General features: G+C 57.4%; 24 protein-coding genes and 3 pseudogenes. 14 read left to right on the top strand and 13 right to left on the bottom strand.

What is annotated here, in order from left to right; translation table 11 throughout:
• Positions 1-2: 2 nt before the first annotated feature.
• From ACR3EM_RS19200 to ACR3EM_RS19180, 5 genes are all read right to left on the bottom strand, one after another.
• Positions 3-725 carry an ABC transporter ATP-binding protein gene (locus ACR3EM_RS19200; protein ID WP_480472234.1) on the bottom strand — a complete coding sequence of 241 codons (723 nt, stop codon included), beginning with the start codon at positions 723-725 and terminating at the stop codon, positions 3-5.
• A 3-nt stretch (positions 726-728) separates the two neighbouring features.
• A complete protein-coding gene (locus ACR3EM_RS19195; RefSeq protein ID WP_480472233.1) occupies positions 729-1,511 on the bottom strand; it encodes an ABC transporter ATP-binding protein in 783 nt (260 codons plus the stop codon).
• Positions 1,508-2,479: a branched-chain amino acid ABC transporter permease gene (locus ACR3EM_RS19190; protein ID WP_480472906.1), complete on the bottom strand. Its 972-nt coding sequence runs from the start codon at positions 2,477-2,479 to the stop codon at positions 1,508-1,510. The genes ACR3EM_RS19195 and ACR3EM_RS19190 overlap by 4 nt, the downstream gene beginning before the upstream one ends.
• Positions 2,480-2,498: 19 nt before the next feature.
• Complete coding sequence (locus ACR3EM_RS19185; RefSeq protein WP_480472232.1) at positions 2,499-3,368, bottom strand: branched-chain amino acid ABC transporter permease; 870 nt, start codon at positions 3,366-3,368, stop codon at positions 2,499-2,501.
• Positions 3,369-3,463: 95 nt separating this feature from the next.
• Positions 3,464-4,651 (bottom strand): ABC transporter substrate-binding protein, encoded by a 1,188-nt coding sequence (locus ACR3EM_RS19180; protein ID WP_480472231.1) that lies wholly within the window; start codon positions 4,649-4,651, stop codon positions 3,464-3,466.
• Positions 4,652-4,879: 228 nt separating this feature from the next.
• On the opposite strand from ACR3EM_RS19180, the gene ACR3EM_RS19175 reads away from it, so the two are divergent.
• From ACR3EM_RS19175 to ACR3EM_RS19150, 6 genes and pseudogenes are all read left to right on the top strand, one after another.
• Positions 4,880-5,590, top strand: coding sequence for a GntR family transcriptional regulator (locus ACR3EM_RS19175; protein ID WP_480472230.1), 711 nt, complete (start codon positions 4,880-4,882; stop codon positions 5,588-5,590).
• Between the two features lie 107 nt (positions 5,591-5,697).
• Positions 5,698-5,955 (top strand): annotated as a pseudogene (locus tag ACR3EM_RS19170) (integrase core domain-containing protein); the annotation flags it as partial.
• A 178-nt stretch (positions 5,956-6,133) separates the two neighbouring features.
• Positions 6,134-6,496: pseudogene (locus tag ACR3EM_RS19165) on the top strand (DDE-type integrase/transposase/recombinase); the annotation flags it as partial.
• Positions 6,497-6,558: 62 nt separating this feature from the next.
• A pseudogene (locus tag ACR3EM_RS19160) lies at positions 6,559-6,696 on the top strand (DUF2950 family protein); the annotation flags it as partial.
• Positions 6,697-6,832: 136 nt separating this feature from the next.
• Positions 6,833-7,411, top strand: a complete 579-nt coding sequence (locus ACR3EM_RS19155) for a helix-turn-helix domain-containing protein (protein WP_480472229.1) — start codon at positions 6,833-6,835, stop codon at positions 7,409-7,411.
• A 116-nt stretch (positions 7,412-7,527) separates the two neighbouring features.
• Entirely contained in the window at positions 7,528-8,418 is an 891-nt protein-coding gene (locus tag ACR3EM_RS19150; protein WP_480472228.1) for a LysR substrate-binding domain-containing protein, read from the top strand.
• Here ACR3EM_RS19150 and ACR3EM_RS19145 read toward each other — a convergent pair.
• From ACR3EM_RS19145 to ACR3EM_RS19135, 3 genes are read right to left on the bottom strand one after another with little or no spacing between them, the layout of a single operon-like run.
• Positions 8,405-8,977 (bottom strand): thiamine pyrophosphate-dependent enzyme, encoded by a 573-nt coding sequence (locus ACR3EM_RS19145; protein ID WP_480472227.1) that lies wholly within the window; start codon positions 8,975-8,977, stop codon positions 8,405-8,407. The two genes, ACR3EM_RS19150 and ACR3EM_RS19145, sit on opposite strands and share 14 nt — an antisense overlap.
• Positions 8,974-9,522 (bottom strand): decarboxylase, encoded by a 549-nt coding sequence (locus tag ACR3EM_RS19140; RefSeq protein WP_480472226.1) that lies wholly within the window; start codon positions 9,520-9,522, stop codon positions 8,974-8,976. Before ACR3EM_RS19140 ends, ACR3EM_RS19145 begins: the two co-directional genes overlap by 4 nt.
• Positions 9,522-10,616 (bottom strand): pyridoxal phosphate-dependent aminotransferase, encoded by a 1,095-nt coding sequence (locus ACR3EM_RS19135; protein WP_480472225.1) that lies wholly within the window; start codon positions 10,614-10,616, stop codon positions 9,522-9,524. The genes ACR3EM_RS19140 and ACR3EM_RS19135 overlap by 1 nt, the downstream gene beginning before the upstream one ends.
• Before the next feature lie 130 nt (positions 10,617-10,746).
• Between ACR3EM_RS19135 and ACR3EM_RS19130 the strand changes: the two genes are divergently transcribed.
• The 7 genes from ACR3EM_RS19130 to ACR3EM_RS19100 are packed head-to-tail and all read left to right on the top strand — an operon-like array spanning position 10,747 to position 18,400.
• Positions 10,747-11,772, top strand: coding sequence for a succinylglutamate desuccinylase/aspartoacylase family protein (locus ACR3EM_RS19130; protein WP_480472224.1), 1,026 nt, complete (start codon positions 10,747-10,749; stop codon positions 11,770-11,772).
• Positions 11,769-13,229 (top strand): aldehyde dehydrogenase, encoded by a 1,461-nt coding sequence (locus ACR3EM_RS19125; RefSeq protein WP_480472223.1) that lies wholly within the window; start codon positions 11,769-11,771, stop codon positions 13,227-13,229. Before ACR3EM_RS19130 ends, ACR3EM_RS19125 begins: the two co-directional genes overlap by 4 nt.
• Before the next feature lie 24 nt (positions 13,230-13,253).
• The gene (locus tag ACR3EM_RS19120) at positions 13,254-14,624 is read left to right on the top strand and encodes a Rieske 2Fe-2S domain-containing protein (protein WP_480472222.1); all 1,371 of its coding nucleotides are present in this window, start codon (positions 13,254-13,256) and stop codon (positions 14,622-14,624) included.
• On the top strand, positions 14,621-15,253 hold the full coding sequence (locus ACR3EM_RS19115; protein ID WP_480472221.1) for a hypothetical protein: 633 nt from the start codon (positions 14,621-14,623) through the stop codon (positions 15,251-15,253). Before ACR3EM_RS19120 ends, ACR3EM_RS19115 begins: the two co-directional genes overlap by 4 nt.
• Entirely contained in the window at positions 15,253-15,879 is a 627-nt protein-coding gene (locus ACR3EM_RS19110; protein ID WP_480472220.1) for a hypothetical protein, read from the top strand. Before ACR3EM_RS19115 ends, ACR3EM_RS19110 begins: the two co-directional genes overlap by 1 nt.
• A gap of 38 nt (positions 15,880-15,917) precedes the next feature.
• Positions 15,918-17,069 (top strand): YlbE family protein, encoded by a 1,152-nt coding sequence (locus tag ACR3EM_RS19105; RefSeq protein WP_480472219.1) that lies wholly within the window; start codon positions 15,918-15,920, stop codon positions 17,067-17,069.
• On the top strand, positions 17,066-18,400 hold the full coding sequence (locus tag ACR3EM_RS19100) for an amidase (protein WP_480472218.1): 1,335 nt from the start codon (positions 17,066-17,068) through the stop codon (positions 18,398-18,400). The genes ACR3EM_RS19105 and ACR3EM_RS19100 overlap by 4 nt, the downstream gene beginning before the upstream one ends.
• Here ACR3EM_RS19100 and ACR3EM_RS19095 read toward each other — a convergent pair.
• Genes ACR3EM_RS19095 through ACR3EM_RS19075 form a run of 5 tightly spaced genes read right to left on the bottom strand, consistent with a single transcriptional unit; the run spans position 18,354 to position 24,224 of the window.
• A complete protein-coding gene (locus ACR3EM_RS19095) occupies positions 18,354-19,286 on the bottom strand; it encodes an AEC family transporter (RefSeq protein ID WP_480472217.1) in 933 nt (310 codons plus the stop codon). The genes ACR3EM_RS19100 and ACR3EM_RS19095 overlap by 47 nt on opposite strands.
• 60 nt (positions 19,287-19,346) lie before the next feature.
• Entirely contained in the window at positions 19,347-19,844 is a 498-nt protein-coding gene (locus ACR3EM_RS19090; RefSeq protein ID WP_480472216.1) for a sarcosine oxidase subunit gamma family protein, read from the bottom strand.
• 1 nt (position 19,845) lies between these two features.
• A complete protein-coding gene (locus tag ACR3EM_RS19085) occupies positions 19,846-22,716 on the bottom strand; it encodes a 2Fe-2S iron-sulfur cluster-binding protein (RefSeq protein ID WP_480472215.1) in 2,871 nt (956 codons plus the stop codon).
• On the bottom strand, positions 22,703-22,960 hold the full coding sequence (locus ACR3EM_RS19080; protein ID WP_480472214.1) for a sarcosine oxidase subunit delta: 258 nt from the start codon (positions 22,958-22,960) through the stop codon (positions 22,703-22,705). Before ACR3EM_RS19080 ends, ACR3EM_RS19085 begins: the two co-directional genes overlap by 14 nt.
• Positions 22,961-22,973: 13 nt before the next feature.
• Positions 22,974-24,224, bottom strand: a complete 1,251-nt coding sequence (locus ACR3EM_RS19075) for an FAD-dependent oxidoreductase (RefSeq protein WP_480472213.1) — start codon at positions 24,222-24,224, stop codon at positions 22,974-22,976.
• 302 nt (positions 24,225-24,526) lie between these two features.
• Between ACR3EM_RS19075 and ACR3EM_RS19070 the strand changes: the two genes are divergently transcribed.
• A complete protein-coding gene (locus tag ACR3EM_RS19070) occupies positions 24,527-25,315 on the top strand; it encodes a phytanoyl-CoA dioxygenase family protein (protein ID WP_480472212.1) in 789 nt (262 codons plus the stop codon).
• The last annotated feature ends 168 nt before the right edge of the window (positions 25,316-25,483 follow it).

Here is a 25,483-nt window from a genome sequence, read left to right as displayed (position 1 = left end):
CCTCACACTTCCCCGCCCAGATAAGCAGCTTTGATCCGGGGATCGGTCAAAAGCTCTTTGGAATTGCCTGAGATCACCACATTTCCGGTGGTCAGCGCATAGGCACGGTGCGAAATCGATAGCGCCATGCGCGAGTTCTGCTCGACAAGCAGTACCGACACGCCTTCGTCCCGGTTGATCGCCACGATGGACCGCGCGATGTCCTGCACCAGTTTAGGCGCAATTCCCAGCGACGGCTCATCCAGCAAAAGTAAGCGAGGTTTGGCCATCAGGGCGCGCCCGATTACCATCATCTGCTGCTCGCCGCCCGACAGAGTGCCAGCCGATTGCGAATACCGCTCACGCAGGCGCGGAAACCGTTCCAGAACCGAATCCAGCGTGCGCTGCACTTCCGCCTTGTCCGAACGGGTGAACGCCCCCATCAGCAGATTGTCTTTCACCGTCATGTAAGGAAAGACACGCCGCCCCTCGGGCACCATCGCGATGCCTTTCGAGACGATTTCGGCCGGGTTGGTTCCGGCAATCTGTTCGCCCTCAAACGCCACTGAACCGGATTTGATCTTCGCCAGCCCGGTGATCGCCCGCAAGATCGAACTTTTGCCCGCGCCATTAGCGCCAATCAGAGCGACAGTTTCACCTTGTTCCAAATCAATCGATACACCTTTCAGCGCATAGACGTGATCGTAGTAGAGTTCGACATCCTTGAATTCCAACATCTTGCTCATGGTTCAGATCCCGATTTCGTCATCTGCGCTGCCCAGATAGGCTTCGATGACTTTTTCGTTGTTCTGGATTTCTGCCGGCGTACCCTCGGCAATCATTTCGCCGAAGTTCAAAACCACAATCCGGTCGGAGATTTTCATCACCGCTGGCATATCGTGTTCCACCAACAATACGGTGACACCCCGGTCATCGCGCACCTTGCGTACCAGATCGACCATTTTCATGGTTTCATCGTGGTTCATTCCCGCAAAGGGCTCATCCAGCAGCAGTACCTTTGGATCGGTCGCCAGGCCAATGGCGATCCCCAGCGCCCGCAGATTGCCCTGCGGCAGGTTCGAGGCCTGCTCGTTGGCAATGTCTGTCATACCGAGGAAGTCGATCAGATCGTCCGCATATTGCCCAAAACTGTCGACATCTTCGTGGGCTGTTTTGGTCCCCCAGAAATACCCGGCCAACGAGGCTCTGGCCCGCAGGTGCTGCGCGACAACGATGCTTTCGCGGACTGTCATCGATTTGAAGATCGTCGTCTCCTGAAAGGTTCGGACAACCCCTTTTCTGGCCACCACATGCGGCTTCAAATTCGAGATGCGCTTACCTTCGAACAACACTTCGCCTGATGTCGTCGGCAAGAATGACGAAATCATCTTGAACAACGTGCTTTTGCCTGCCCCGTTTGGCCCGATCACTGACAGGATCTCGTTCTCGTTCACATTGAACGAGATATCGCTGTTGGCAGTCAGCCCTCCGAACTTCTTGGTGACATGACGGACTTCCAGAAGATGGCTCATTTGTCCGCCCCCTTCTGACCCGGCAGGCGCAGGCTGAGCAGCCCGTTAGGCAGGAACAGCATCAGGATGATCAGCATGCTAGAATAGGCCAACAACTGGAAGCGACCAAGTTCAAACAACAAGTCCCAACCGAAGTACAGAACCAGCGTGCCCAGCATCGGGCCAAAGACATAGCCCAGCCCGCCGAGGAAACAGTTCAGCATGAAATTCACGCTATCGGCGACTTGAAAGCTGGATGGGTAAACCGACTGGGCAATGGAACCGAACATCGCCCCTCCAATGCCGCCCAGAAAGGACGAAATGGCGAACACGATGACCCGGATGTACGAGATGTTCACGCCGATCGAACTCGCCAGTTCCTCGTTCTGCTGCATCGACCGGCACAAGTGGCCAAGCCGCGAATTCACCAGCCGGTACATTGCGGCAAAGGTCAGAACCATCAGCACGCAGGCGGTGTAGTAGAAGGCCAGCCTCGGGTTCTCAAGCGTCGCGAAATCCGGGATCAGTGTAAGTCCAAGGACCGAGACGCCTCCGGGAAGCGGGATCGAAGTAATTCCCTTCGCCCCGTTGGTAATGGGCAGGGCCAGCGCGGTCAGCGTGACCACCTGTGTCAACACCAGCGAGATCATGGCGAAATAGACGCCGCGCAATCGCAGGATCGGCAGTCCGATCACAACCGCCACCCCGGCAGCAAACAGCCCCGCAAGCGGCAGTGATAACCAGAAAGACATACCTGCCTTTGTCACCAGAATGGCCGAGACATAAGCGCCGATCAGCGCAAAGGCACCCTGACCGATATTGATGCGGCCGATATAGAAGGTCAACCAGACACCCGCGCTGGCGATGGACAAAAGTGCCACCGAGGTCAGGGTATAGTACAGATCGGACCGTCCTGAGGCCGCGACGAAGCCAGGCACCAGGATGAATATCGCCAGCAGGAACACTGCCAGACCGGCCCATTGGATCATGTTGAGTTTCGGCACTGCGCTATCCCCACGGCTTACCCATCAGCCCCTGCGGGCGGATGGCCAGGAAAATCATCAGCGAGACGAAAATCAGCAGATAGGTGATGTCGCCGTATTGCGAGAGGACGGCCAAACCGATGGCTTCCAGGAACCCAAGGATGATACCGCCAGCTATCGCACCGGAAATCACGCCCGCACCACCGATCATTACCATCATGAAGGCCTTGATCGAGGTTGGGCCACCCATCCCCAGATTGACGCCGGTGATGGTCACCAGCAGCCCGCCGACCAGACCGGCCAGCATCGCACCCAGTGCAAACCCGATCATGGAATAGCGGTCGACATTGACGCCCATCAACTGCGCCGCGGTTCTGTCCTGCGCCAACGCGCGCAGGGCGCGACCGGTTTTGGAATACTGCATGAACAGAATGAATGAGACGATGGACAAAATGGCCAGAACGCAGATCAGAATGCGGTCATACGGCATGATCAACCTGAAATCCCAGTTGAAAACACCGTCGACGATTTTGGGGACACCGCGTTGTTTCTCGCCAAAGACCAGCAAGATTATGGCGTCGAACAGGAAGGCCAGCCCAGCCGCCAGCAACATCGTGCTTTCCTCGCGCGATGACCTTCGTATAACCGGTGCGAACAGGAACCTTTCGATCAGTGCACCCAATACGGCAAGAGTGATGCACGAGGCCAGCAAAGCCAGCACAAAGGGCCAGCCGAGCTGCCCGTAGAATGTGTAAGTGACAAACCCACCCAGAACATACATCTGCCCATGGGCAAAGTTCAGCACGTTCATCAAGGCGAAAATCAGCGTCAAACCCAGGGCGATCATCGCATATTGCGCCCCCAGATAGATACCGTTTGCTAATATCTGTTCCATGAGTGTCCCGCGTAAGGTTCGGGTCTCCCGGGCTGTTTGTCAGCCCGGGAGAGTGAGTGGCTCGTTAGGCTTTTGCCTTGATTGGGAGTATTGCCTCAGTCAACTTCAGCGACGAAAAGCGTGTCAAACTCTCCGTCCTGATAGACATTCACTACCAGCGGAACGGCAATCTGACGCTTTTGTCCAAACGATGTGGTCCCCACATACCGCATCGTGGCGTCGCCTTTCATGAAGGGATTGGGGGCCTCAAACGTATCCATCGTGGTCTGGAAAGCAGTAACGTCGTCAATGCCAGCCGGGTTGGCGTTCAACGTCGCCAGAATGTATTCCAGCGCATAAACTTTGGTGTTCGACTCGTCGTTATACTCGCCGAACATATCGGTATAGCGTTTGACGAACTCCTTCATGTCATCCGATGCGATCTCGGGCGTTGACGCGCCACCGACAGAAATGAACCCATTGGCCAAATCCCCTGCCCCTTCGCGCAGAACTGTCGCGTCCTGCGCAGTTTCGGTCGAGATCAGGCCCTGGAATCCAAGTTCACGTGCCGAGCGGATCAGTTGCGGCGCATTGGCCGGAGAGACGCCCGAAAGAACCAGCAAATCGGGCTGGGTACGCATGACCGGGGTCAGGACCGGAGTAAAATCGGTGGTATCCACCTGATAGGTGACGTTGTCCGAAACAACCTCAAGCCCCAGCGCCTTGGCCGCTTCCACACCACCGTCCCGCTGGCTTAGCGGGTCGGATTCGTTCGCGGCAACAAACGCCACGGTCTTCACGCCCTTCTCGTCTTTCAGGTACTTATAGATCGCAGGACCAGATTGGTAATTCGCCACCATCCCCAGAACCGCGTTGGATGCGGGTGCGGTATAAAGTTCTTTCGGGAAGGCGTAAGGGAAATACATGATCCCGTTGGCCTCGGCCACGGGGCGCACGGCGGCAGCACCGTCATCGACATTCGGGCCGACCACATAGTGGATGCCTTCCTGCGCCATCTTTTCCATGCCCGCGATTGCGCGCTTGGGGTCTTTCTGGTCATCGAAGGATACGATCTCGATATCATAGGTCGTATCGCCGATCTTATACCCGCCCTTTTCATTGAGCCACTCGGCGCGAGCCTCCATTGAGCGCTGGTTGGAAATCCCCCAGGCTGCCGCCGGGCCGGATGTCACGCCCACAAATCCGATCTTGAGGACAGGGTTTTCCGCCCAGGCCGCAGAAGCCAGCGCCGTTACGGAAAATGCCAGGGCGACTGAAGTTTTCATCAGGGTTCTACGTTTCATTCTTTCCTCCCTATGAGGTCTCGGCGCCTCTTCTGTGCGCTTGGCGAAGTAAACAATGCGTCGGGTCGAATCCCGGAATGCACCTTGGATACTGCATTGTTAACAATCTATGTCAACGTTTTTAGTAAACGTATTTGTTGAATTTGTGAACAGAAGTCCAATATATTGTCAGTTAAGAGTAGTACGGCTAAATACGATCGACGTGTATTCCAGCCAAATTGGAACAAGATGACAGACGCCCAGCAAAAACTCGACACCGTTCAAACCGATCCGAATGAGCAATTGATCGTCGACCGTATCTATTCGGCAGTCATGGAACAAAAGCTGGCACCCAGAACCAAGTTGAGCGAACAAACTTTATGTGAAACTTTCGGCGTCGGTCGGATGCGGGTCCGAAGAGCTTTGCTGCTGCTGAGTAGCCAAGGCATTGTCGAACTGCGCTCAAATCGCGGCGCCTTTATTGCCTGCCCGAGTCCTAAGGAAGCCCAGGAGGTTTTCGAAGCTCGCTTGATGATCGAAACGGGCATCGTGCGAGAATTGACACGTGAGATCAGCAGCGCAGGTGTCAATGCGTTGCGAACACATATCGAAAAAGAAGACGAAGCTCGCGCAAGAAACGACAGAACTGAGGTTATCAGACTTTCCGGCGAGTTTCATGTCGAATTGGCTAAATGCCACAATAACGCGGTACTCACACGCGTCGTTAAGGAACTGGCGACCCGATCGTCTCTGATCGTAGCACTGTTCGGCACCCACAAGGATTCATCTTGTCCAGATGATGAGCATGCATCAATCATTGATGCAATCGTGAGTGGCGACCCGCAATCCGCAGAAGACAACATCCGACACCACCTTCTCCATATAAAAAACAGCCTGGATCTGGAGCAAACCCAAAAGGTTGAACCCGATCTTGCTAAGATACTCACCGGGCGCATGTAGTTGGTCGTGCCCAAACTATTAGAGGGGACTACGTCAACGAAGTTGTGGGCGCACTTGTCCTGCGACTTCGGTAAACAGCAGAAAACCGGATGTCATTACACTTGGGAATTGCCGCTGTCGGCGCCAGAACGGCATACATTGATTTAGGCTCGCCTTGGGAGAATGGATGTTGCGATAGCTTCAACGGTCGAATGAGGGATAAACTGCTCAATGGCGAGATATTCCATAACCTGCGCGAAGCGCAGATCGTCATCGAAAATTGAAAAAAGCACTACAACACCAGAAGACCACACATTGCATTGGCTTATCGCCCATCAACGCCAGAACCCATCGTGCCGATAGGCCAAAGGCCGATCATGCACTAACAATCAAATTGGACCCGGCAGATGGGGTCACTCAACCCTGATCCCCCCTGCTGAAATAGTCTTCTGCCATCATTAGCGAACGGAGAATCAAAATGGAAACGAAACGACACAAGCCCGAAGAGATTATCACGAAGCTACGGTAAATTGAGGTGCTTGGGTTGGGCAAAAGAACCGTCCAGTAGCGACCAGGCTCTTTGGCAAAGCGCTGTCGTCAAGTCAATTCCCGAGTAAGATCGTCATCGACAAAAGCGGTGCTGATGCGACCGGCATGCGAGAAGTGAACAGAATTCTGAGGCGATTTGGGTGCCCCGCCAAAGCACAGACAATCAAGCCCCAGTATCTGAGCAACATGATCGAACAGGATCATAGATTCATCAAGCGTCTCATCGGGCACATGTGTGGGTTCAAATCGTTCAGATTTGTCTCGGCTACTTTGGACGGCATCGAAGTCGCGAACATGATCCAGAAGGGCAATTCTCCAGCACTACGACTGCGGGCTTTCGGATGTTTGCTGAGATCGCAGGATAGGTGTGTCCAGTAAGTCGCTGGCGCTGGATGTCACAAAAGTTTGCGACACATCCAGCCTAGGTTCCCTCTTATTATGGCGAGATTGGCATCCTTTATTTCATGGTTGGCGAAACTGGCATTGTCTATGAGGCAAGTTTCGGTCGTGAGTCGCTAGAAGTGGCAGAGGGGTTTTCGGTATTCGATCTCGAACCAGATTGGACGCCAGTCGAGTAGTAAACCAAGGTTCGAGTTTTTCCCGTATAGTTGCTTTCGCCAACGGCGGTACAAATGATTGACTGGGCCAACAAAATTGGCGCAACTATAGAAATTAGCTTTAGGCGAACCATCTTCGAGATCGGCACGGAAGACTGTGATCAAACAAAGAGATATTGAGCACGATGTCGGACAAACGCTGCTGAGATTGAGGCAGGAACGTAATCTGACCCTTTCTGAGTTGGCCACTGCAGCGCAGATTTCAACGTCGATGATCAGCCGTATCGAGAATGGTAGCGTCTCGCCCTCTCTTGGGACGCTTCAGGCTTTGGCGGAGGCAATGGATGTCCCTCTGATGGCATTGTTCGCACATACCGAGGTTTCAGCAGACGTGCATCATGTCAAAGCCTGCGAAGGATTGGCCTCGCGGCGGATCACACAAGGACACGCGCATGACTACCTGTTGCTTGGCAAGCATGGCGGGCCAGGCGGCATGTTTCAATCTGCGAGGATCAGCATCTCGAAAGACCAGTCAGAAACGTTGCCAAGTTATCAGCACGAAGGATACGTCTTTCTGTACCTGATCAAGGGTGATGCAGTGTATCGGTGCGGTACAGAAAACTTTGCCATGACAACCGGCGATACCCTGAGTTTCGATGCCAAATTGCCTCATGGGTTTTCCGAGATCGTGTCAGACAGCATCGAATTCATTACTGTCTCGACACGCCCACAATAATGATGGCCTCACGTTGTCCGCGGACTTTTACAACATAACTTTCCTCGACCATTGTCGGTCGTTACATAATATTTTACTATGAGTAGCCAACCCAAAGAACGACAGCGTTGCCCCATATGAAGATCACATTCAAACAGGTTGACGCGTTTCGTACCGTTGTATCGACCGGAACGGTGACCGAGGCTGCAGCGATGCTTGGGATATCGCAACCGGCGGTCAGTCGGTTGATTTCGGATTTCGAGGCCGAGGTTGGTTTTCAACTGTTCCAACGGTCAGGACGGGTATTGGTGCCCACCGATGAAGCCCGGTTGCTGGTAGAAGAGGTGCGCCAGGCTGTCAGCGGTATGGAGCACATCAAAGACTCGGCCGCTGCAATCGGTAAATTCGGTCATGCCCGGCTGAATCTCGTGATCACGCCGGGGGTCTCTTCTCAACTGGCACCCGATCTACTCGGTGAATTCGCAACCGCTTGGCCGCACGCCATGGCGCGCATGGAAATCGCCCCCAGCGACGATGCGGTCGAATGGATGGTATCCCAGAACTATGATTTTGGGATCACGACGACTGAACCGGCCAATCCCTCTTTCGAAAGCCTTGTTATCCGTGACAGCGATGTGTGCTGCGTGCTGCCCACTGGCCACCGTCTGGCAGATAATACAATCGTGCAGGCGCGGGACTTGGAGGGTGAGAACTTCATATCTTACATGCCGTCTTCACGCTTCCGGTTCGAGATCGATCAGTTTTTTGAAGCAAAAGACATCGCACGGCACATGCAGTACGAAACCCGGACCACCGATGCCATCTGTCGTCTGGTCGCTCGAGGCCTTGGCGTTTCTGTCGTCGGGGCCAGCCTTGAATACCTCAAGACACTACCCGACTGCGTCGCCCTGCCCTTTGCCGCGCCGCTGACGTTTCGGGCAGTATTGTTCTGGTCCAAGAACAAACCACTCACGGCCGTTGGGCAATCTTTTCTGAACATCGTCCAGACGAAAGTCACCCGCGATTGAGCGCCTCGCGAAATGTTTCGCGGGCCTGCGCACTGTGGATATAGGCGTAGTCTCGCGGGTGCGATTCTCCGGCTTGTATCTCCATTGAAACGAATTGCGGGCCGCTGGCCGACAAGACATGTGGCAGTGACTCTGAGAATTGGTCAAGCGCTGTAAAGCGCTGCACTCCGGCATAGCCCGCGGCCCATGCCATGGCCGCAAAGTCGACGCGTTCAGCACCAGGCAAGGGATGTGATCCGTTTACTTCATACACCCTGTTGGCGGACAGGAAATGATACAAGTTGCTGACCCCGGCATTGGCAATCGTCACAAGCGAGCCGAGGTTCATTAGCAAACTGCCGTCCCCGTCCAGAACGATCACCCGCCGGTCAGGATTTGCCAGCGCCAGCCCCAGACCGTGTGAGGATGCCTGGCCCATCGCTCCGACAGCCACGTAGTTCAGATCGCGCGGGTTCAGCGCCAACCAGTCGAAACAACTTTGGTAGACCGCGACCACGATATCTTCTTCGCGTACATGCGGGATCAATGCCTTAAGAGCCGCGTCTCGATACATGATCATGGGGCCTCCGGCGATCGGCCAATCAAGAAGATATGAGGTCTGGACGCCGCATAGGCAGCCTCAACCATGGACGGAATCTGAGCCTCGTCCCCCGGTGCCTCGATCAAAGAATGCGACAGGTTCATCGCGTCCAGAACCGGCTGGATGATCCGAACACCGTACGCGGCCGATTGATCCGGTAGCAGATGCGGTTCTTTCCCTTGCAGGCCAACCATCATGACGATGGGCAATTCGTAGTCGACACCAATCGCCCGGATCGCATTCAATGAATCCATCAAACCGGTCTGCTGCATCATCAGTATTGCCCGCGTGCCGTTGTAAGACATCGCGCCACAAATACTGACGCCTTCATCTTCCTTGCAGATCCGGGTCAGGCGAAAATCGGGATCGCGCGAGATCGGCCATAACAGACCATCGCTGGTCACTATGTCCGGCAGGGCCACAACTTCACCGATGTGGCACGCTTTGATAGCTGCAATGATAGCGGCCCCGGACACATGCGCCACCGACGGCGCGTCGTTGCGGGATTGCGGTGCAGCGACCATCACGAAGCTCCGTCCAGAAACGCGGCGATCCCGCAACGCGCCGCATGCATTTCATGAGGGTGACCAACGGTGATGCGGATGTAGTCGTGGTAAGCAGCCGAGGCGAATCTGCGCACGGCAACGCCACGTTGTCGCAGAAATCGATCGGCCGCTTCGGCAGATTTTCCTTGGTCCGGGAAGCGAACCAATACGAAATTGGCCTGACTTGGTACAACCTCCAACCCCAGAGCACGCAATTCTGTTTCGATCCAGCGCCGTCCCTGCGCGTTGGCTTGGAAAACCGCCTGCGTATGCGCCTTATCTTCCAACGCGGCGATGGCCGCGGCAACCGAAGGAGACGCAACCGGGAACGTCAACCCGATCCGCCGTACGCTGTCCACAACGTCGCTGGGCCCGTACATCCACCCCACGCGTGCCCCGGCCAGCCCGTATATTTTGGAAAATGTCCGGCACATAACCACATTTTCTGAATCCTCGACCAGCCTGTGTGCAGGCTCGTAATCATGGGCATCGACATATTCTTCGTATGCGGCATCAATGATCAGCAAAACATGGTCGGGCAATGCCGCATGTAGCCGTCGCAACTCGGCCCGGTTCAGGTAGGTTCCAGCCGGGTTTTCGGGATTGGCAAGGTAGACCACGCGCGTACGTTCACTTAGCGCGTCGATCATTCGGTCCACCGACGGCTTGAAGCTGTCATCATCAACAGACACGACCTCGGCATCATTGGCATAGGCGTAGTTGGGCACTTTCAGATAGCCATTGGCGCTGCGGATCAGCTCGGTTCCTGGCCCCAGATACGCGCGGGCCAGCCGTGCCAACAGATCGTCCGATCCCTGCCCGGTTGTGATCCGCGCCGCGTCCAGCCCAAAATGCGCGGCAATGGCAGGGGCCAGAATTTGGTCTGGATTTTCCATGTACCGCTCGACCGAACTAATGGCCGCACAAGCGGCGGCACGCGCGTTCGGGCTCGGGCCAAAAACGTTCTCATTTGAATTCAGCAGAGCCGCTGGCGGTGGCACGTCGTCGGACGCCCCGCCCACCATATGAGGTTTGATTTTTTCGATTCCCGCTTTCGCGCGCGTCAGAGTCATAGAGTTCCTCCGGCAGAGCCAAGGATGGCTTTGCGCCATCGCACTTCATATCACATAACAATAGATTTTTTACAATTCACTTTCAAAAAAATTATGATATGAAGTGGATGCGCCAGCAAAAAGAAATCGGATGACCCGCACAGAATCTCACCAATCTAGTAGGCTGCACCTGACCATCGATCTTGATGCGCCGGGCAGGCAGGTGGGCGATCTGATGCTGAAGTGGTCGGACAATTCGGTGCCGCTGGGCTATCACCCAGTACCGGTGATCAGCCTGAAAGGGCGGCCGGGACCGAGTGTTCTGGTCCTTGGCGGTACGCATGGGGATGAATTCGAAGGACCGGCCGCGATAATGCGGCTCGCGGCGCGCCTGAACTCCGACGAGTTGGCTGGACAGGTGATCCTGATCCCCGGGCTAAGCGCACCGGCGCTGGCGGCTGCGTCCCGTGTCTCTCCGCTGGATGGTCAGAACCTGAACCGTGCCTTTCCCGGAGAAGCCGATGGCGGTCCAACCGCAATGCTGGCGCATTTTGTCGAGACGGTTCTTTTGCCACGCGTGGACGCCGCAATCGACTTGCATTCCGGGGGCAAAGCCTCGGTCTTCGAACCCTGCGCATTAGCCGCCCGTACGCAAGACAAGGCGCTCACCTCCGCCAACATGGATCTTGCCCGTGCCTTTGGATTGCCTTTGATCTGGGTGCTGGGCACACATAATGACAATCGATCTGTAAACTCGGCAGCCGCGCGGACCAACACGCCCATGATCGCGACCGAATTGGGCGGAGGAGGAGGAGTTGATCCCGAAATCACCGATTTGGCTGAAACGGGTTTGCTTCGATGCCTCAGGCATCTGGGAATCTTGCAGGGCGATCAGCCCAAGCAAGTAGCAGCAGAATGCGTGGAGATCGCTGACCCGTCGCAATCGATATACGCCCCCGCGGATGGTTTGTTTGATCGGCGCAGTAGGGCTGGCCAATACGTCGAACGTGGTACACTCGCTGGAAGGTTGCATTTCCCGGCGGAGCCTGAGCGTGCATCAATAGATCTGAACTTCTCTGCCTCGGGGTATGTTCTGGCCCATGGCAACCGGGGCGTGGTCTGCCGCGGCGATCTGCTGGCACTGGTGGCACAACCTGCGGTCGGAGACATTGAATGAGGGCGTACACTCCATTCATCTCGGGCGTGTTTGTGGACTGGAGCGGCGAAATGTTGACCAGCATCGACCCCGCAACAGGTCAAGGGTGGAGCACCATCGCCCGCGGCAATGCCCAAACCGCCGATCAGGCAATCCGAGACGCTGATTACGCCTTTCGCAACGGGCCATGGGCCAAAACGGGCCCAAATGAACGCGCCGATATGCTCGACCGGCTGGCGGATGTTCTGGAACATCGATGGGAAGAGCTTGTAACACCGGAAATCCGCGACAATGGCAAACGGATCACCGAAGTGCGGGGCCAGTTTTCCGGGCTGCACACTTGGTTTCGCTACTTCGCCACCCAAGTGCGCAAGCTGGGACCCGAAGCACAAGCGAACTCCATCCACGGTGTCCACAGCGTCGGCCATCACATTCCCTATGGCGTAGTTGTTGCCATTACGCCGTGGAATTCACCCCTGATGATCCTGGCATGGAAACTGGCCCCGGCCTTGGCGGCGGGCAATACAGTGGTCGTCAAACCATCGGAAATGGCGTCGGCCTCGACTTTGGAATTCGCGCGCCTGGCGCATGACGCGGGCTTGCCACCCGGCGTGTTGAACGTCGTCACCGGGCTGGGGCATGAGGTCGGCGAAGCGTTGGTACGGCACCCTTTGACACGTAAAGTCACCTTTACCGGATCAGATCTAGGCGGTCGCAAAGTGGCCGAGGCTGCGGCGGCAGGTGTGATCCCCGCCGTACTGGAACTGGGCGGCAAGTCACCCCAGTTGGTGTTCGCCGATTGCAATCTTGACAACGTGGTCAATGGGATTTTGTCCGGGATCTTCCTGTCCAATGGCCAGACCTGCGTCGCCGGTTCGCGCCTGATCGTCGAGGTCAGTTTGAAAGACACGCTGGTCTCGCGCCTGATCAACCGCGCGCGCGTATTGAAGATGGGCGATCCGATGGACCCTGAAACACAGATCGCACCGCTCGCCAACGAACCCCATCTGCACAAAGTCATCGCGATGATCGAACAAGCCAAAGCCGAAGGGGCCGTTTGTATACTGGACGGGTTGGAATCCACTGCAGGGCGCGACGGGTTCTATGTCGGGCCGACCATATTCGACGGTGTTTCGCCTGAGATGCAGCTTTGGCGGCAAGAGGTCTTCGGCCCTGTACTGGCAGTCACTAGCTTTGAAACCGAAGACGAAGCCATCGCGCTAGCCAATGACAGTGACTACGGTCTGGCCGCAGGGGTCTGGACGACAGACTCCAAGAAAGGCGAACGGGTTGCTGAAGCCATTGCAGCAGGCACGGTTTACATCAACCATTATCGCAGCGTCGATCCCGCCAGCCCCATCGGCGGGATCAAGCTGTCGGGCTATGGCCGTGAGCTTGGTCCCGACGCCATCAAGGATTTTTGCCAAACCAAATCGATCTGGACCGGTGCCAAACCGGTGCCTGATCCCTTCCCCTGACCACTGGCGTGCACGGAGGACGCAATGAACGATCATTTCTCGGCCCCCAAAGGCAATTTCCGCGGCCATGACCAGCAGAATGTCTGGCACGAAACCCCTGACCCTGAGCTGACCGAAGTTGGCCCCGGCACACCTTGCGGTGAGTATCTGCGCCGATTCTGGATGCCAGTTGCGATGACGGACCAGATCGGTGACCTGCCCTATCGCATCCGCATTCTGGGCGAAGATCTGGTTCTGTTTCGCGAAAAGAAAGAGGGCAAACTGGGGCTGACCCATCTGCATTGCTGCCACCGCAACATGAGCCTTGAGTTTGGTATTGTCGAGGAAGGCGGCATTCGCTGCTCCTATCACGGCTGGAAATACGGGCTGGACGGCACCGTTCTGGAAACCCCGTGCGAACCGCCCGCTTCTCAGGTCAAGAAAAAGGCCTGTCTTGGGGCCTATCCGGTGATCGAATACAAGGGCTTGGCCTTTGCCTATATGGGCCCGGCCAGTGAACAGCCGCCCTTCCCGGTGATGGACACGTTTGACGAAGAGGGCGATGAACTGGTGCCCTACCTCATCAAATCCCCCTGCAACTGGCTGCAAGTGATGGAAAACGCCTGGGACCCCTTCCACGTGGTCTACCTGCACACGCTGGCCGTGCGCAGCCAGTTCATCGACGCTTTTGCCGAAATGCCGATGATCGAGTTTCATGAAAGTCAAACCGGCGATTTCTACACCAATGTCCGACGCGTCGAGGATATCGTCTGGGTCCGGATACATGACCACATGCTGCCGTCGTTCACGCAGAATGGGGGTCATTTCCCGGTTCCGGACGGGCCGCGTTATTTCGGGCGCTGCGGGTTGTCGCGCTGGATCACTCCAATTGACGACACCAACACGATGGTCATCGCCTGGCGACATTTTCGGGATGCTGCGGCGAATGACGACCCCAAGGGGCTGACGGACAAAAGCAAGGTTGGCTACGGCATGACAGATTTCTATGGCCAAGACCCGGAACGTCCCTATGAGATGCGCCAGCGTGATCCGGGCGACTACGATGCCTGGGTAAGCCAAGGACCAAAGAACATCCATGCGCGCGAAAACCTCAGCTTTACCGACCGGGGTGTCGCCAAGGCGCGCCGCCTGCTACGCAACGCCATTCGCGCCCTGCAAAACGGTGAACGCCCGCCACAACCCTCCGACAATTTCGCAGACAAGGTGATCCCGACCTATGCCGGGGATACGATGCTGCGCATTCCGTTGCAGGAGGGTCGCGACGATGGGGCGGTGCTGAAAGAGATTTCGCATCAAGTGGCCGAGATCTACAAATCCGGCGACCATCTTCAGGGCGACGCCCGTAGGGCGTTCATCATCGACGCCCTCAAAGACTACGAGGCAAGCTGGTCATGACTACACGCATTCCCCACAACCCCGGCCGCGTTGACTGGTCCGGCGAAAACCCCGGCATCTATCTGAAACGGGATCCCGAACAGGATCATTACGACACGCTGGCGCTGTTCTTTCGGGTGGTTCTGTCGCCCTATGGGCGCGGGAATGCAGCGTTGATCCTGGGTGCTCCGGATCAGGCGCAGGGCTGGCCGCAAGTGCCTAACCTTATCATGACCGACAACCAGCGAATGATGCGCTGGATCGTAGATGGCTGGGTGACCAAAATGCCAACCTTTATCGGCAAGGCCGGGCTAGGCGCAATGACATGGCTGGATTGCGACAGCGTGGAAAAGCGTCCCGGCGACTTGAAATCCCGGTACTCCGAAACCCTGCGCGGATCGGGCGTGACGGTCGAGATGATCTGGCAGGATATGGGCCCGCCTTTGCCAGTTGAGGTGACCAAGGAAAACTCGGCCACCAAAGCGCATGAGATGTATTCTGTGTTCCTTGAGGCCAAAGCGGCACAGATTGTGGTCAACGGCACCCCCCTGCCCGGTCAGGTTGCCAGCCGCCAGTTCTTTGGTCGCACCATGTCGACCGCGTTTCTGGCCTTCTCTGAGACCTGGGTGACCCCGCAGGAGGATCTGTGATGCCTTTGAATGAACCGATCACCCCCGGCACCGTTGATTGGACCGGCGAAAACCCCGGCATCCTGCTGAAAGACGACAACGACAATTTCTCGGCTATGGCACTGTTTTTTCGCGTGGCATGGTCTCCGGTAGGTCAGGGTCAGGTTTTGCTGCTATACGGAGCACCGGATCGGGTTGAGGGATCGCCTGACGCACCAAACGTGATCCTGAGTGACAATCCAGACCTTACGGCGTTTCTGAAAACCAATTTCATCAGCAAACTGGCCGCTTTCGCCAACGCCCCTGCCTTTGCAACCCTACCCGAGATCGGCACGCAGGTCGTACGTTCAACCGGTGATCCCATGAGCCATCGCTATACCGAGACCATCGTCGGCGAGAACCTGACGATTGAGCTGGTCTGGGAGGGGTTCGAACCACCTCGCGCGCTGGAATTGTCACCACATGAGGTCGCCTCGGGCGAGCAGAACATGTTCTCGCTTTTGGTGCCCGCACATTCGGCGCAGATCATTGTCAACGGCCACCCGCTGCCGGGCAAGCTGGGCACACGCGTGCAGGCCGGATACGAGACGACGACTGCATTTCTGTATTTCTCGGAAACTTGGATCATTCCACCAGAGGGCGCGTGATGCTGCATCCGGCCGATCAATTAGCCTTTGACCGGGCAATGGTGACGCAACCGGTCTGGAACCGGTTCAATACGGCATCTGAGGCGCTGGGTCTGGATGAAAACGTGCTTCTGCACGCCGGTCCTGCCTTTGCCAACCCGAATCAGATCACTGTACCGATCCTGAATTCGGCCTGTGTTGCTGCCGTCTGGCAAGGTCTGGCGAAGGATTTTGATCAGGCCGAGGCGATGATCAGCGGGGGTGAGATCGTTTTGAAGCCTGCGCAGGACCACGACGTCGTGACACCTCTGGCTGCCGTGGTCTCGGCCGATATGCCGCTACATACGATCTATGATGCATGGCGCGGGCAGCAACGGGTCTATGCACCGATCAACGCAGGCAGTCGCCCCGCTATGCGGCTGGGGCTGCGGTCCGAGGCGGTTCTGGATCATATCCGATGGCTCAACACCCGGTTTCTGGATGTTTTGGAGAAAGGGCTTGCCGAGGGAATCGCACTGGTACCACTGGCCGTGATCGGCTTGTTGGGCGGGGATGACTGTCACGGGCGTACCCCTGTGGCGGCGCAGGCACTGATTGCAGAACTCAAGGATCGAACGCCCGGCGGGATCACCGATCACGATGTGCTGGCGTTCATTAGCAGCTCGCCCTCGCTGTTTCTGAACCTGTGGATGGCCGCCACCAAGTGCATGATGAAACTGGCCGAAGGGATTGACAGTTCCAGCTTCGTAACGGCGGCAGGCGGCAATGGGCGAGAGGTCGGCATTCAGGTTTCCGGCCTTCCGAACCAATGGTTCACGATTCCAGCCGGCACGCCGAAAGGCACATTCGACGTGGACTTGCCAAAAGACCGAGCCTTGGGCGCGATTGGTGACAGCGCCGTGGTCGAAGCCTTTGGGCTGGGCGCGATGGCCATCGAATTGAGCCCCGAACAGCAAAAAGGGCTTGGTGCCTATCTGCCCGATGACGCACAAGCGCGCATGTCGGGCCTGTCGGTTGGTGCGCACCCTTATTTCCGAGCGTTGGATGTAAGGTTGGGTAGCACGGCGCGTGGTGCCGTTGCGCAGGGGTCGGGGCCAGTGATCGGCTTAGGTATCCTTGACCGGCTGGGTCAAGCCGGACGGTTGGGTGGTGGCATCTACGACATGCCCGTCACACCGTTTGCAGCAGCGTTGAAAGCGTTGGAGGCATGATCGCGCTGAATCAACACTCTGCCCATGTGCTTGCCGCGATGATCCAGCGGGGTGAGGTGAAACCGTCCGAGGTGATGGCCGCACATCTGGACCGGATCAAAGATCGTGAACCTGTCATCGGGGCCTTCCAGACCCTCGATGCGGCGCGCGCCATGGAGCGGGCCTATGCCGCCGATGCACTCCCCTCTGGCGGCGCGCTCCATGGCGTGCCTTTTGTGATCAAGGACATCATCGACACAGACGAAATGCCAACAGGGTGGGGCAGCGACCTGTATGCCAGGCGGAGCCCAGAGCGCAATGCGGCCTGTGTACAGGCCTTTCTAGACGCCGGTGCAATACCGATCGGTAAAACCGTCACTACCGAATTTGCCTATTTCAGACCGGGCAAGACCGCCAACCCGGCCAACCCAGCACACACTCCTGGTGGGTCGTCATCCGGCTCGGCCGCGGCTGTGGCCGATTTCATGACACCGCTCGCATTCGGGTCTCAAACGGCCGCGTCGCTGATCCGACCTGCCGCCTATTGCGGGGTATGCGGGTTCAAGCCAACGACCGGACGGTATGATCTGACGGGTGTCATGGGGCTGTCCGAAAGCCTTGATACGCTGGGTATTCTGACCCGTGACCCTCGGGACCTGGCTCTGTCCGACGCTGTGTTGCGCGGTACAGACCTGCGTCCGCCACCTGAGTTCGATGATGCCCTGCCCCGGATCAGCTTAATGCGCGGCCCATATTGGCAGGACGGCTCAGTCGAAATGCGGGATACCTGCACGCGCGCCCTGGGCGCCATTGCCGCCACCGGCGCTGAGGTCGGAGAGATCGTCCACCCGCCTGTTTTTTCCGAACTCACTCAGGCTCAGATCGCTGTTATGGGGTACGAGGTCGCGCGACAACGCGCGACGGAGTACGCGGTCGGCGTTCCCGGTATCAGCCCGCAGTTTCATGAGCTTGTCACCGCAGGTTTGGCAGTCAGCGACAGGGAATACCGTGCAGCTCTGGACCTGCGGGACCGTGCAGATGCGATGCTGGATCAAATGTTCCGCGACATAGATGCGCTTTTGGTTCCCTCTGCGCCCGGACCGGCCCCTATGGGATTGGAGGCGACCGGAGATCCGCTTTATTCTCGCATGTGGAACCTGTTGCAAGTGCCGTCGGTGGCGCTGCCCTTTGGGACCGATCAAAACGGGCTGCCACTAGGCATTCAACTGATCGGACGAAAAGGTGGTGATGCCCGCCTATTAGATACCGCGGCCTGGGTTCACCAACATCTATCGCGATTAGCCATCACGGGATCAGCGGCAACAGCACGGCGAGCGAGACCGGAATGCTGACGGCGGCAATCAGCGTCTGTAGCGTAACAATAGCCGCCATCAGCGGTGCATCACCACCCAGTTGCTTGGCCAGCGTGTAGGACGAGGCACCTGTCGGCACGACCGAATAGACGACCGCAATCTGCAGCACATCGCGTGGCAGCCCGGTCAGCAAGCCGATCACTAGGACCGCGACAGGAAACACAACCATCTTGCCCGCAAAGGCAAGGATCAAAGGCAGCGTGCTGGCAGCCATAGCACGAACCCTCAGATTGGCCCCCACCGCAAGCAAGGTAATCGGCAAAGCCCCCGCCCCCAAAACATCCGTTACATCATGCACGACCGCGATCCTGTCCCCGATCAACTGGTTGGCGCAAACTGCCAGAAAGATCGAGATCACGTATGGATTGCGCGCCAGTTCTCGCAAAATGGCGATGGGCAGGCTATTGGCGCGGTCGCTTTTCAGCGCACCGACCATCAAGATGACCATCACGATATTGGTCGTCGGCACCAATATCGCCGTTGCAAGAATAGCGATGTCCAGTGCCGCCGGCCCGTACAGATTGGCCGCCAGTGCAAGACCAATGAATGAATTGTGCCGCGCGCTGCCTTGCAAAATCGAAGTCGCCTGAGGCGGTGCGAACCCCAGCAGACGGGCGGAGACAACTGCAAACACAAGTGCCGCCACAAACCCGCCCAGAATAGCCATCGAATAAAGCCCCAAAGCCGACTTGTCCAAAGGTGACAGTGAGATTTTGCTGAACAAAAGGCAGGGCATCAGAACCCAATAGACAAGCTTGTCATTCAGGTTCCAGAAATCGGTACTGGGAATACCGCCTTTGCGCAGGGCAAGCCCCAGCGCAATGATCAGGAAGATCGGCAGGATTGAGGTCAGCGTCATCAGCATTGCGGCATCTCTTTCACCCCGGTGATTACCGATCCGCTGTGCCGCCCCGCGCCTGTTGGGTCAAGCCATGGCCCGCGCCAGATAGTCGTCGATCATGTCACCAAAGCTCTGTTCGACCGCGAACTCGAACCCGTCCTGATACCGCATCACCAGTGCCTTGAGGCCAAAAACCTCGGAATAGGTCACTGCATCCGGTCCGAACACGCTGTCATGCAGGTCCAGCGGGCAGGCAATCGCCATGATCTCGGCCGCATCGGGACCAGTAACGCGGAAAAAGGTCATCGTGTCCGAAACCCGAACGATACTGATATCAGCCGGGCAGTCCGTGGGTTTCAACTGGGCCTCCAGAGCCTCTTCCCGCGCCAGCGGCGCTCGGGCGATCCAATGATCACGACCGACATAGAAAAGCTCCGTCCCCTCTTCTTCCGTCCGGTGATTGGCACGGTCCGGAAAACCCGGCAATGTATCGCAAACCCAGGCCCCGACCGCCTCAGCCGCTCCCTTGAGGTCGAACAACGCGGTCAGCCCGCAGCGTTGAACCGTAACATCGTAGCTCATCTCAGGACCTCAGCAGTTTGCCTTCGGGATCGTGGAACACCGGTTTCGTCACCTTGACCGGGATCACATCATCCTTCAGCCGGACATGGGCGGTTTCGCCCTGACGCGCATGGCCGTTTTCCAACAGCGCCAGCCCGACCCAGCGGTTGTTCACAACGCTCCAAACACAGGCCGTGACCAGCCCGTCTGTCGCCTCTTTCCGGCCTCCCGGCGTCAGGGGCGCGCCTTCTGGGATTTGTCGGTTGGGATCTTCTGGCAGGATGCCCACCAACTCGCGCCGTGGCGCACCGCGCGATCGGCGCAGCGCAATCGACCGTTTGCCCAGATAATCCGACTTTTTCTTGGACATCGCCCAACCCATACCCAGATCATAGGCATCGACGGTCCCGTCAACCTCGTGTCCCAGTGACAAAAACCCTTTTTCGACCCGCAGCACATGGCTGGATTCCGACCCTACAGGCAGAATGCCAAAGGGCGTGCCGGCTTCCATCACCTTTTCCCACAGCTCGGCCATGTGGCGGGGGGCGACATTCACCTCAAAGGACAGCTCTCCGGTAAAACTTACGCGCACGACCCGAGCCGGCACTCCGGCGACAGTGCCTTCGCGGAAGGACATGAACGGAAACGCCTCGGGTGAGAGGTCAATATCGGTGCCAAGCGCCTGCATCACTTCACGCGCTTTGGGGCCGCATATGGTGGCATTGTTCCACTGGCTGGTGACCGTAGTGATCATCACCTGCCAATCGGGAAACTCGGTCTGCAGCAGTTTCTCCATATGCTGGTTCACCGCATCCGCATGGCCGGTCGAAGTCGAGATTAGCCAGCGATGCTCATCCAGCCGAAAGGCAACGCCATCATCCAGGATCAAGCCATCCTCAGTCAGCATCAAGCCATACCGCCCATCACCCGGTTTCAGGCTGGACATGATGTTGGAGTAGACGAAATCCAGGAATTTCGGAACGTCTCGCCCTTTCAATTCGAACGTCCCCAGCGGCGAGCCGTCATAGACACCCACGCCCTCACGCACGGCACGACATTCGCGATTCACCGCCTCTTGCAGACCTTCGTTGGGTTTCGGAAAATACCCCGGACGCCGCCAGCGGGCACCGGCTTCGTACATCACCGCACCATTATCCTTGTTCCACTGGGTCACAGGGGTATGACGATATGGGAACAGCCCCCAACCTTCGCGCAATCCGCCAATCGCACCGAAAGAAACCGGCGTGTAGGGCGAGCGGAAGGTGGTCGTGCCAACCTCTTGCAGCGGCAGACCTTTTTCCATCGCGACAGTGCCGATGATGTTGATATTGCCGGTCTTGCCTTGATCAATGCCCATGCCACCGGTTGTATAGCGTTTGACATGTTCGACATTGTCATAGCCTTCGCGCAGGGCCAGATGCACATCACTGACCGACACATCATTCTGAACGTCCAGAAACGCCTTGCCCCGCTGACCGGGAACACCCACCCGCCAAAGCGGTTCAATCGCATAGGTAAGGTCTTCACCCCCATCGACAATCCGATCAAGCGTCAGATTGCCCGCCGCCGCGCCCACGGCTCGACAGGCCTGCGCTGCCTGATCGGGACAGAAGGCCGCCAGATCCTCGTCAAACCGGAGCGTGCTACGGGACTGAGACCACAGATGCACCGTTGGGCTCCACCCGCCGGAACACGCCAGCAGGTCGCAGTCGATCCAAACTCCTGCCCCACCGGTTTTGGGCACAGCCCTTACGGCGCGGACACTCTTGTGCCCACGAACCTCGCTGACGACGGTCGCGACATGCACTGTGACCCCGGACACCAGATCCAACGCCGCCTGTGGCACCTTGTTACGACTGTCAAGGATCGCCTCGACCGTGACGCCTGCGGCAGCCAAATCAGCGGCCACTGCATAAGCGCTGTTGTTGTTGGTAAACAGCACCACGCGTTGTCCGGGCATCACGCCCCAACGATTCACATATGCCTGCACGGAAGAGGCAAGCATCACGCCGGGGCGATCATTGTCGCCGAATACCATCGCACGTTCGGTGGCCCCGGTTGCGATCACAACCTCGGCTGCAGGAACCCGCCAACTACGTTCGAGGATCCCATCCTGTTCGGGGTCACGCTCATTGACAATCATCAGATTATGCTCGCGATAAGCCCAGACGGTTGCATTTTGCAGATGGGTCACGTTCTGCATCCCGTCTAACTCGGACACCGCATCGGCCACCCAATCCGTTGCCGGGCGGCTCTCGATGGTCAGGTTCCGATTGAGCAGGCTACCGCCAGCCTCGGTCCCCTCATCCGCCAGAAACACCCGCTTGCCCGCACGCCCTGCCTCAAGCGCTGCTTGCAATCCGGCGGGACCCGCCCCGGCGATCAGCACGTCGGCATGGGCATGCCGTGCCTCGAAATGACCCTTGGACGGAGGTTTGGACGGAGCAGCAGCCAGACCGGCGGCCTTGCGGATCGACGGTTCAAACAGGTGCCAGTTGGGCCATTTGAATGTCTTGTAGTAAAACCCGGCCGGGATGAAGCGTGTGAACAGCTGGTTGATACCACCCAGATCGAACTCGGGTGAAGGCCAGCAATTGACCGACCTTGCACTCAGGCCGTCGCGCAGCGGTACGGTGGTCGCAGGGCGGTTGCCCGAGGCATCATTGCCATCCAGTTCCACTAGAGTCGCGGGTTCCTCGGGGCCGTGACCCATGATCCCGCGCGGGCGGTGATATTTGAAACTGCGCGCGGTGACACGAACACCGTTGGCCAGCAGAGCCGATGCGAGCGTATCCCCTTCGTAACCCTCATAAGGCTTGCCGTTGAACGTAAACCGCACAGGGCGGTTTCGGTCGATACGCCCACCCGAAGCGCGGCGGTTACTCTGTGCCATCGGGTGCCTCCACAATGTCATGGGTCCGGGTGTCGCGCCAGATCGTGAACCATTCACCGCACCCGCGCGCGTGCCACCATTTTTCTTGGACCGGCCCCAGCGGATTTGGCGTTACAGTCAGATATTCGACCCATTCTGCATCGCTGACCGCATTGGGGTCGGGACGATCCGCCCCAACCGGTCCCCCATAGATGAATTCGCTTTCATTACGCTTGCCACAGAACGGGCAGGTTATAAGCAACATGATCCGTCCTTTCCTATCGCGCAGTGGTGGTGCCAGCTTCCATTACGAAATCCAGATACCGGAACCGACCGAGCGTGAAGGGCGCCATCAGCGGGTGCGGTTGTTCCTTGGCAACCAGATGCGCCAGTGTCAGTCCGCCCGCCGGGATCGCCTTGTACCCGCCCCACCATCCGGCGGTGACGAACAGGCCCGGAACTTCGGTCTGGTCCATGATGGGTGAGGCATCATGCGCAATATCCAGATGCCCGCCCCATTGCCGCATCAGCTTGAGCTTTTTGAAACTTGGGAACAGAGACAGCATCGCGGTCACTGTATCCTCGAAGACGTGCTGTTTGATGTCGCGGCGAAAGCTCTGCCCCATATCGGGTGCCCCGCCAATTACCAATTCGCCCTTGTCGGACTGGCTGAAATAGAACCCACTATCGGGGCAGTTCACGATCACATCGACCAGAGGCTTCACCGGCTCGGACACAAATGCCGTCAGGTTTATCGTCCGCAAAGGCAGCTTCAGCCCAACCGTCTCGGTCAGCGTTGTCGTATGTCCCGAAACGGCCACCACCACCTTGTTTGCCTTAACGACGCCGCGATTTGTCTCAACCCCTTCGATCCTGCCATCTGCCCCGCGTATCAGGGATTGCACTGCGGTTTGCTGGTGAATTTCAACCCCGCGCGCGTCCGCCGCGCGCGCATAGCCCCATGCCACGGCGTCATGCCGGTTCACACCCGCATCCGTATGCACCATCCCGCAGATCACCGGCAGGCGTGCATCAGGCCCACCCCCAGTCAGCGCCGGAATGCGTCGGCGCAATTCCTCGGTCGTGATTTGCTCATAGGTCGAGCCGTAAATATCCATCGTCAACTGCCGCCTGCGCAACTCACGCAGTTTGGGCCAGGTCTGCACTACATCCACCATGGTGCGCTTTGAGTGCATCATGTTGAAGTTCAGCTCATCCGTGAGCCCTTCGTACATGGCAACGGATTTGACGTAGAACGGAATCGACTCGTCCCGCATGTAATTCGAGCGGATCGTGACGGTGTTGCGGGCGATGTTTCCGCCCCCAAGCCAGCCGCGCTCAAGCACCGCAACGTTTGTGATGCCGAATTCCTTGGCCAGATAGTAGGCGGTTGCCAGCCCGTGGCCCCCCGCCCCGATCACAACCACATCATACTGATCTTTCAGCGGTGGGCTGCGCCAGGCCAGTTGCCAGTTACGGTGGCCGGACAGCGCATTCCGGGCAAGAGAGAAGATGGAGTATCTTTGCATGATAGTAATAATATTTATTAATATGCACTTTTCGTCAATGAGTTTTTGCCCGTTTGCCTTCGATAGCTCGATAAGCTCAGCCCTATGCGGTTTTGAAAAATTCAGATAATGTATAGCCATGAGTTTACGCGTAGCGCAGTTCCATCAACGCCTTGCCGGCAAGTGGTCGGCGCGGTCGCTATGGCCCTGCTTCATCATCAACTGCCGCAGCTCACCTGCCTTGTAACGCCAGATCAACCGGGCGCGATGCGCCCTCTATCTGCAACAGCCTCAGAGGATGAGGTGATGGAAATGGACGTTACATGACACACAATTCTGACCTGAAATCCATTCAGGAAACATATGCTCGCGACGGCGTCGTGCTGTTGAAACACGTATTGTCGCAGGACTGGCTGAACAAGCTACGCCAGGCCGTCGACGACGAAACCGCCAAAGGCGACCGCTATTTTGCCTACAAGAATATGCGCGAGCATCCGGGTGTATTTCAGGAATATTGCCTGAACTCGGATATCGGACGACGCGTGGCCGAGGTGGCTGACAGCCCATGGACCTCGCTGATCTACGACCAGATTTTTGCGAAAGAGCCGGGAACCAGAACCCAAACGGGTTGGCATACTGATCAACCCTATTGGCCGGTCGCGGGGCCTATCATGACAATTTGGATTGCATTGGACCCAGTGGACCCAGACAACGGCGCATTGGAATTTGTCCGCGGCTCACACGCGTGGGGTGCCAAGTACCGACCCTTTAAAACCGACCAGCTTGGTGCATTCCTGCATTATCTTGAGGAAGACAATCCCGACTATATCGACATGCCGGATTTCGAGGCCAATCGCACCGCGTATGACATCTTTCACTACCCGAAAATGGAACCCGGAGATGCGCTGGCTTTTGACGGCATGACCGTGCATTCGGCGATGGGAAACCGAACCTCGACGCGACGCAGGCGCGGCTATGCGATCCGCTTTGCTGTAGACGGGGCAACTTACCAACCGCGCGACTCTGTGACCGAATGGTTGCATGACGACAGCCTAAGCCCCGGTGCGCCCTTCGCCGGGGGGCGGTTTCCGGTGATCTACGGTGCGGCATAACCCCTAGTCATGTCTTCGGTAACTTGACGTTTGCCTGCCGAAAACGGATGGTTGGGTCATGATCATCATGACCCAATCCTTCGGACGCTATTACAACGCCCCCTAAAGTGGAGCGGTCAATGATGTTTAGTCTGAAAGTGCCGCCACAGTGCGGCATTTTTCGTTTCG

This window comes from Ruegeria sp. AH3 (assembly GCF_056536265.1).
This window is presented reverse-complemented; position numbering and strand designations above follow the sequence as displayed.

Bases quoted from the DNA above. Each gene is read 5' to 3' on its own strand.
- ACR3EM_RS19140 (WP_480472226.1), bottom strand. From the start codon at position 9,522: ATGGTCGCTGCACCGCAATCCCGCAACGACGCGCCGTCGGTGGCGCAT.
- ACR3EM_RS19110 (WP_480472220.1), top strand. From the start codon at position 15,253: ATGCCTTTGAATGAACCGATCACCCCCGGCACCGTTGATTGGACCGGC.
- ACR3EM_RS19125 (WP_480472223.1), top strand. From the start codon at position 11,769: ATGAGGGCGTACACTCCATTCATCTCGGGCGTGTTTGTGGACTGGAGC.
- ACR3EM_RS19195 (WP_480472233.1), bottom strand. From the start codon at position 1,511: ATGAGCCATCTTCTGGAAGTCCGTCATGTCACCAAGAAGTTCGGAGGG.
- ACR3EM_RS19120 (WP_480472222.1), top strand. From the start codon at position 13,254: ATGAACGATCATTTCTCGGCCCCCAAAGGCAATTTCCGCGGCCATGAC.
- ACR3EM_RS19115 (WP_480472221.1), top strand. From the start codon at position 14,621: ATGACTACACGCATTCCCCACAACCCCGGCCGCGTTGACTGGTCCGGC.
- ACR3EM_RS19180 (WP_480472231.1), bottom strand. From the start codon at position 4,651: ATGAAACGTAGAACCCTGATGAAAACTTCAGTCGCCCTGGCATTTTCC.
- ACR3EM_RS19070 (WP_480472212.1), top strand. From the start codon at position 24,527: ATGACACACAATTCTGACCTGAAATCCATTCAGGAAACATATGCTCGC.
- ACR3EM_RS19080 (WP_480472214.1), bottom strand. From the start codon at position 22,960: ATGTTGCTTATAACCTGCCCGTTCTGTGGCAAGCGTAATGAAAGCGAA.
- ACR3EM_RS19085 (WP_480472215.1), bottom strand. From the start codon at position 22,716: ATGGCACAGAGTAACCGCCGCGCTTCGGGTGGGCGTATCGACCGAAAC.
- ACR3EM_RS19095 (WP_480472217.1), bottom strand. From the start codon at position 19,286: ATGCTGATGACGCTGACCTCAATCCTGCCGATCTTCCTGATCATTGCG.
- ACR3EM_RS19200 (WP_480472234.1), bottom strand. From the start codon at position 725: ATGAGCAAGATGTTGGAATTCAAGGATGTCGAACTCTACTACGATCAC.
- ACR3EM_RS19105 (WP_480472219.1), top strand. From the start codon at position 15,918: ATGGTGACGCAACCGGTCTGGAACCGGTTCAATACGGCATCTGAGGCG.
- ACR3EM_RS19130 (WP_480472224.1), top strand. From the start codon at position 10,747: ATGACCCGCACAGAATCTCACCAATCTAGTAGGCTGCACCTGACCATC.
- ACR3EM_RS19090 (WP_480472216.1), bottom strand. From the start codon at position 19,844: ATGAGCTACGATGTTACGGTTCAACGCTGCGGGCTGACCGCGTTGTTC.
- ACR3EM_RS19145 (WP_480472227.1), bottom strand. From the start codon at position 8,977: ATGATCATGTATCGAGACGCGGCTCTTAAGGCATTGATCCCGCATGTA.
- ACR3EM_RS19190 (WP_480472906.1), bottom strand. From the start codon at position 2,479: ATGATCCAATGGGCCGGTCTGGCAGTGTTCCTGCTGGCGATATTCATC.
- ACR3EM_RS19175 (WP_480472230.1), top strand. From the start codon at position 4,880: ATGACAGACGCCCAGCAAAAACTCGACACCGTTCAAACCGATCCGAAT.
- ACR3EM_RS19185 (WP_480472232.1), bottom strand. From the start codon at position 3,368: ATGGAACAGATATTAGCAAACGGTATCTATCTGGGGGCGCAATATGCG.
- ACR3EM_RS19075 (WP_480472213.1), bottom strand. From the start codon at position 24,224: ATGCAAAGATACTCCATCTTCTCTCTTGCCCGGAATGCGCTGTCCGGC.
- ACR3EM_RS19150 (WP_480472228.1), top strand. From the start codon at position 7,528: ATGAAGATCACATTCAAACAGGTTGACGCGTTTCGTACCGTTGTATCG.
- ACR3EM_RS19135 (WP_480472225.1), bottom strand. From the start codon at position 10,616: ATGACTCTGACGCGCGCGAAAGCGGGAATCGAAAAAATCAAACCTCAT.
- ACR3EM_RS19100 (WP_480472218.1), top strand. From the start codon at position 17,066: ATGATCGCGCTGAATCAACACTCTGCCCATGTGCTTGCCGCGATGATC.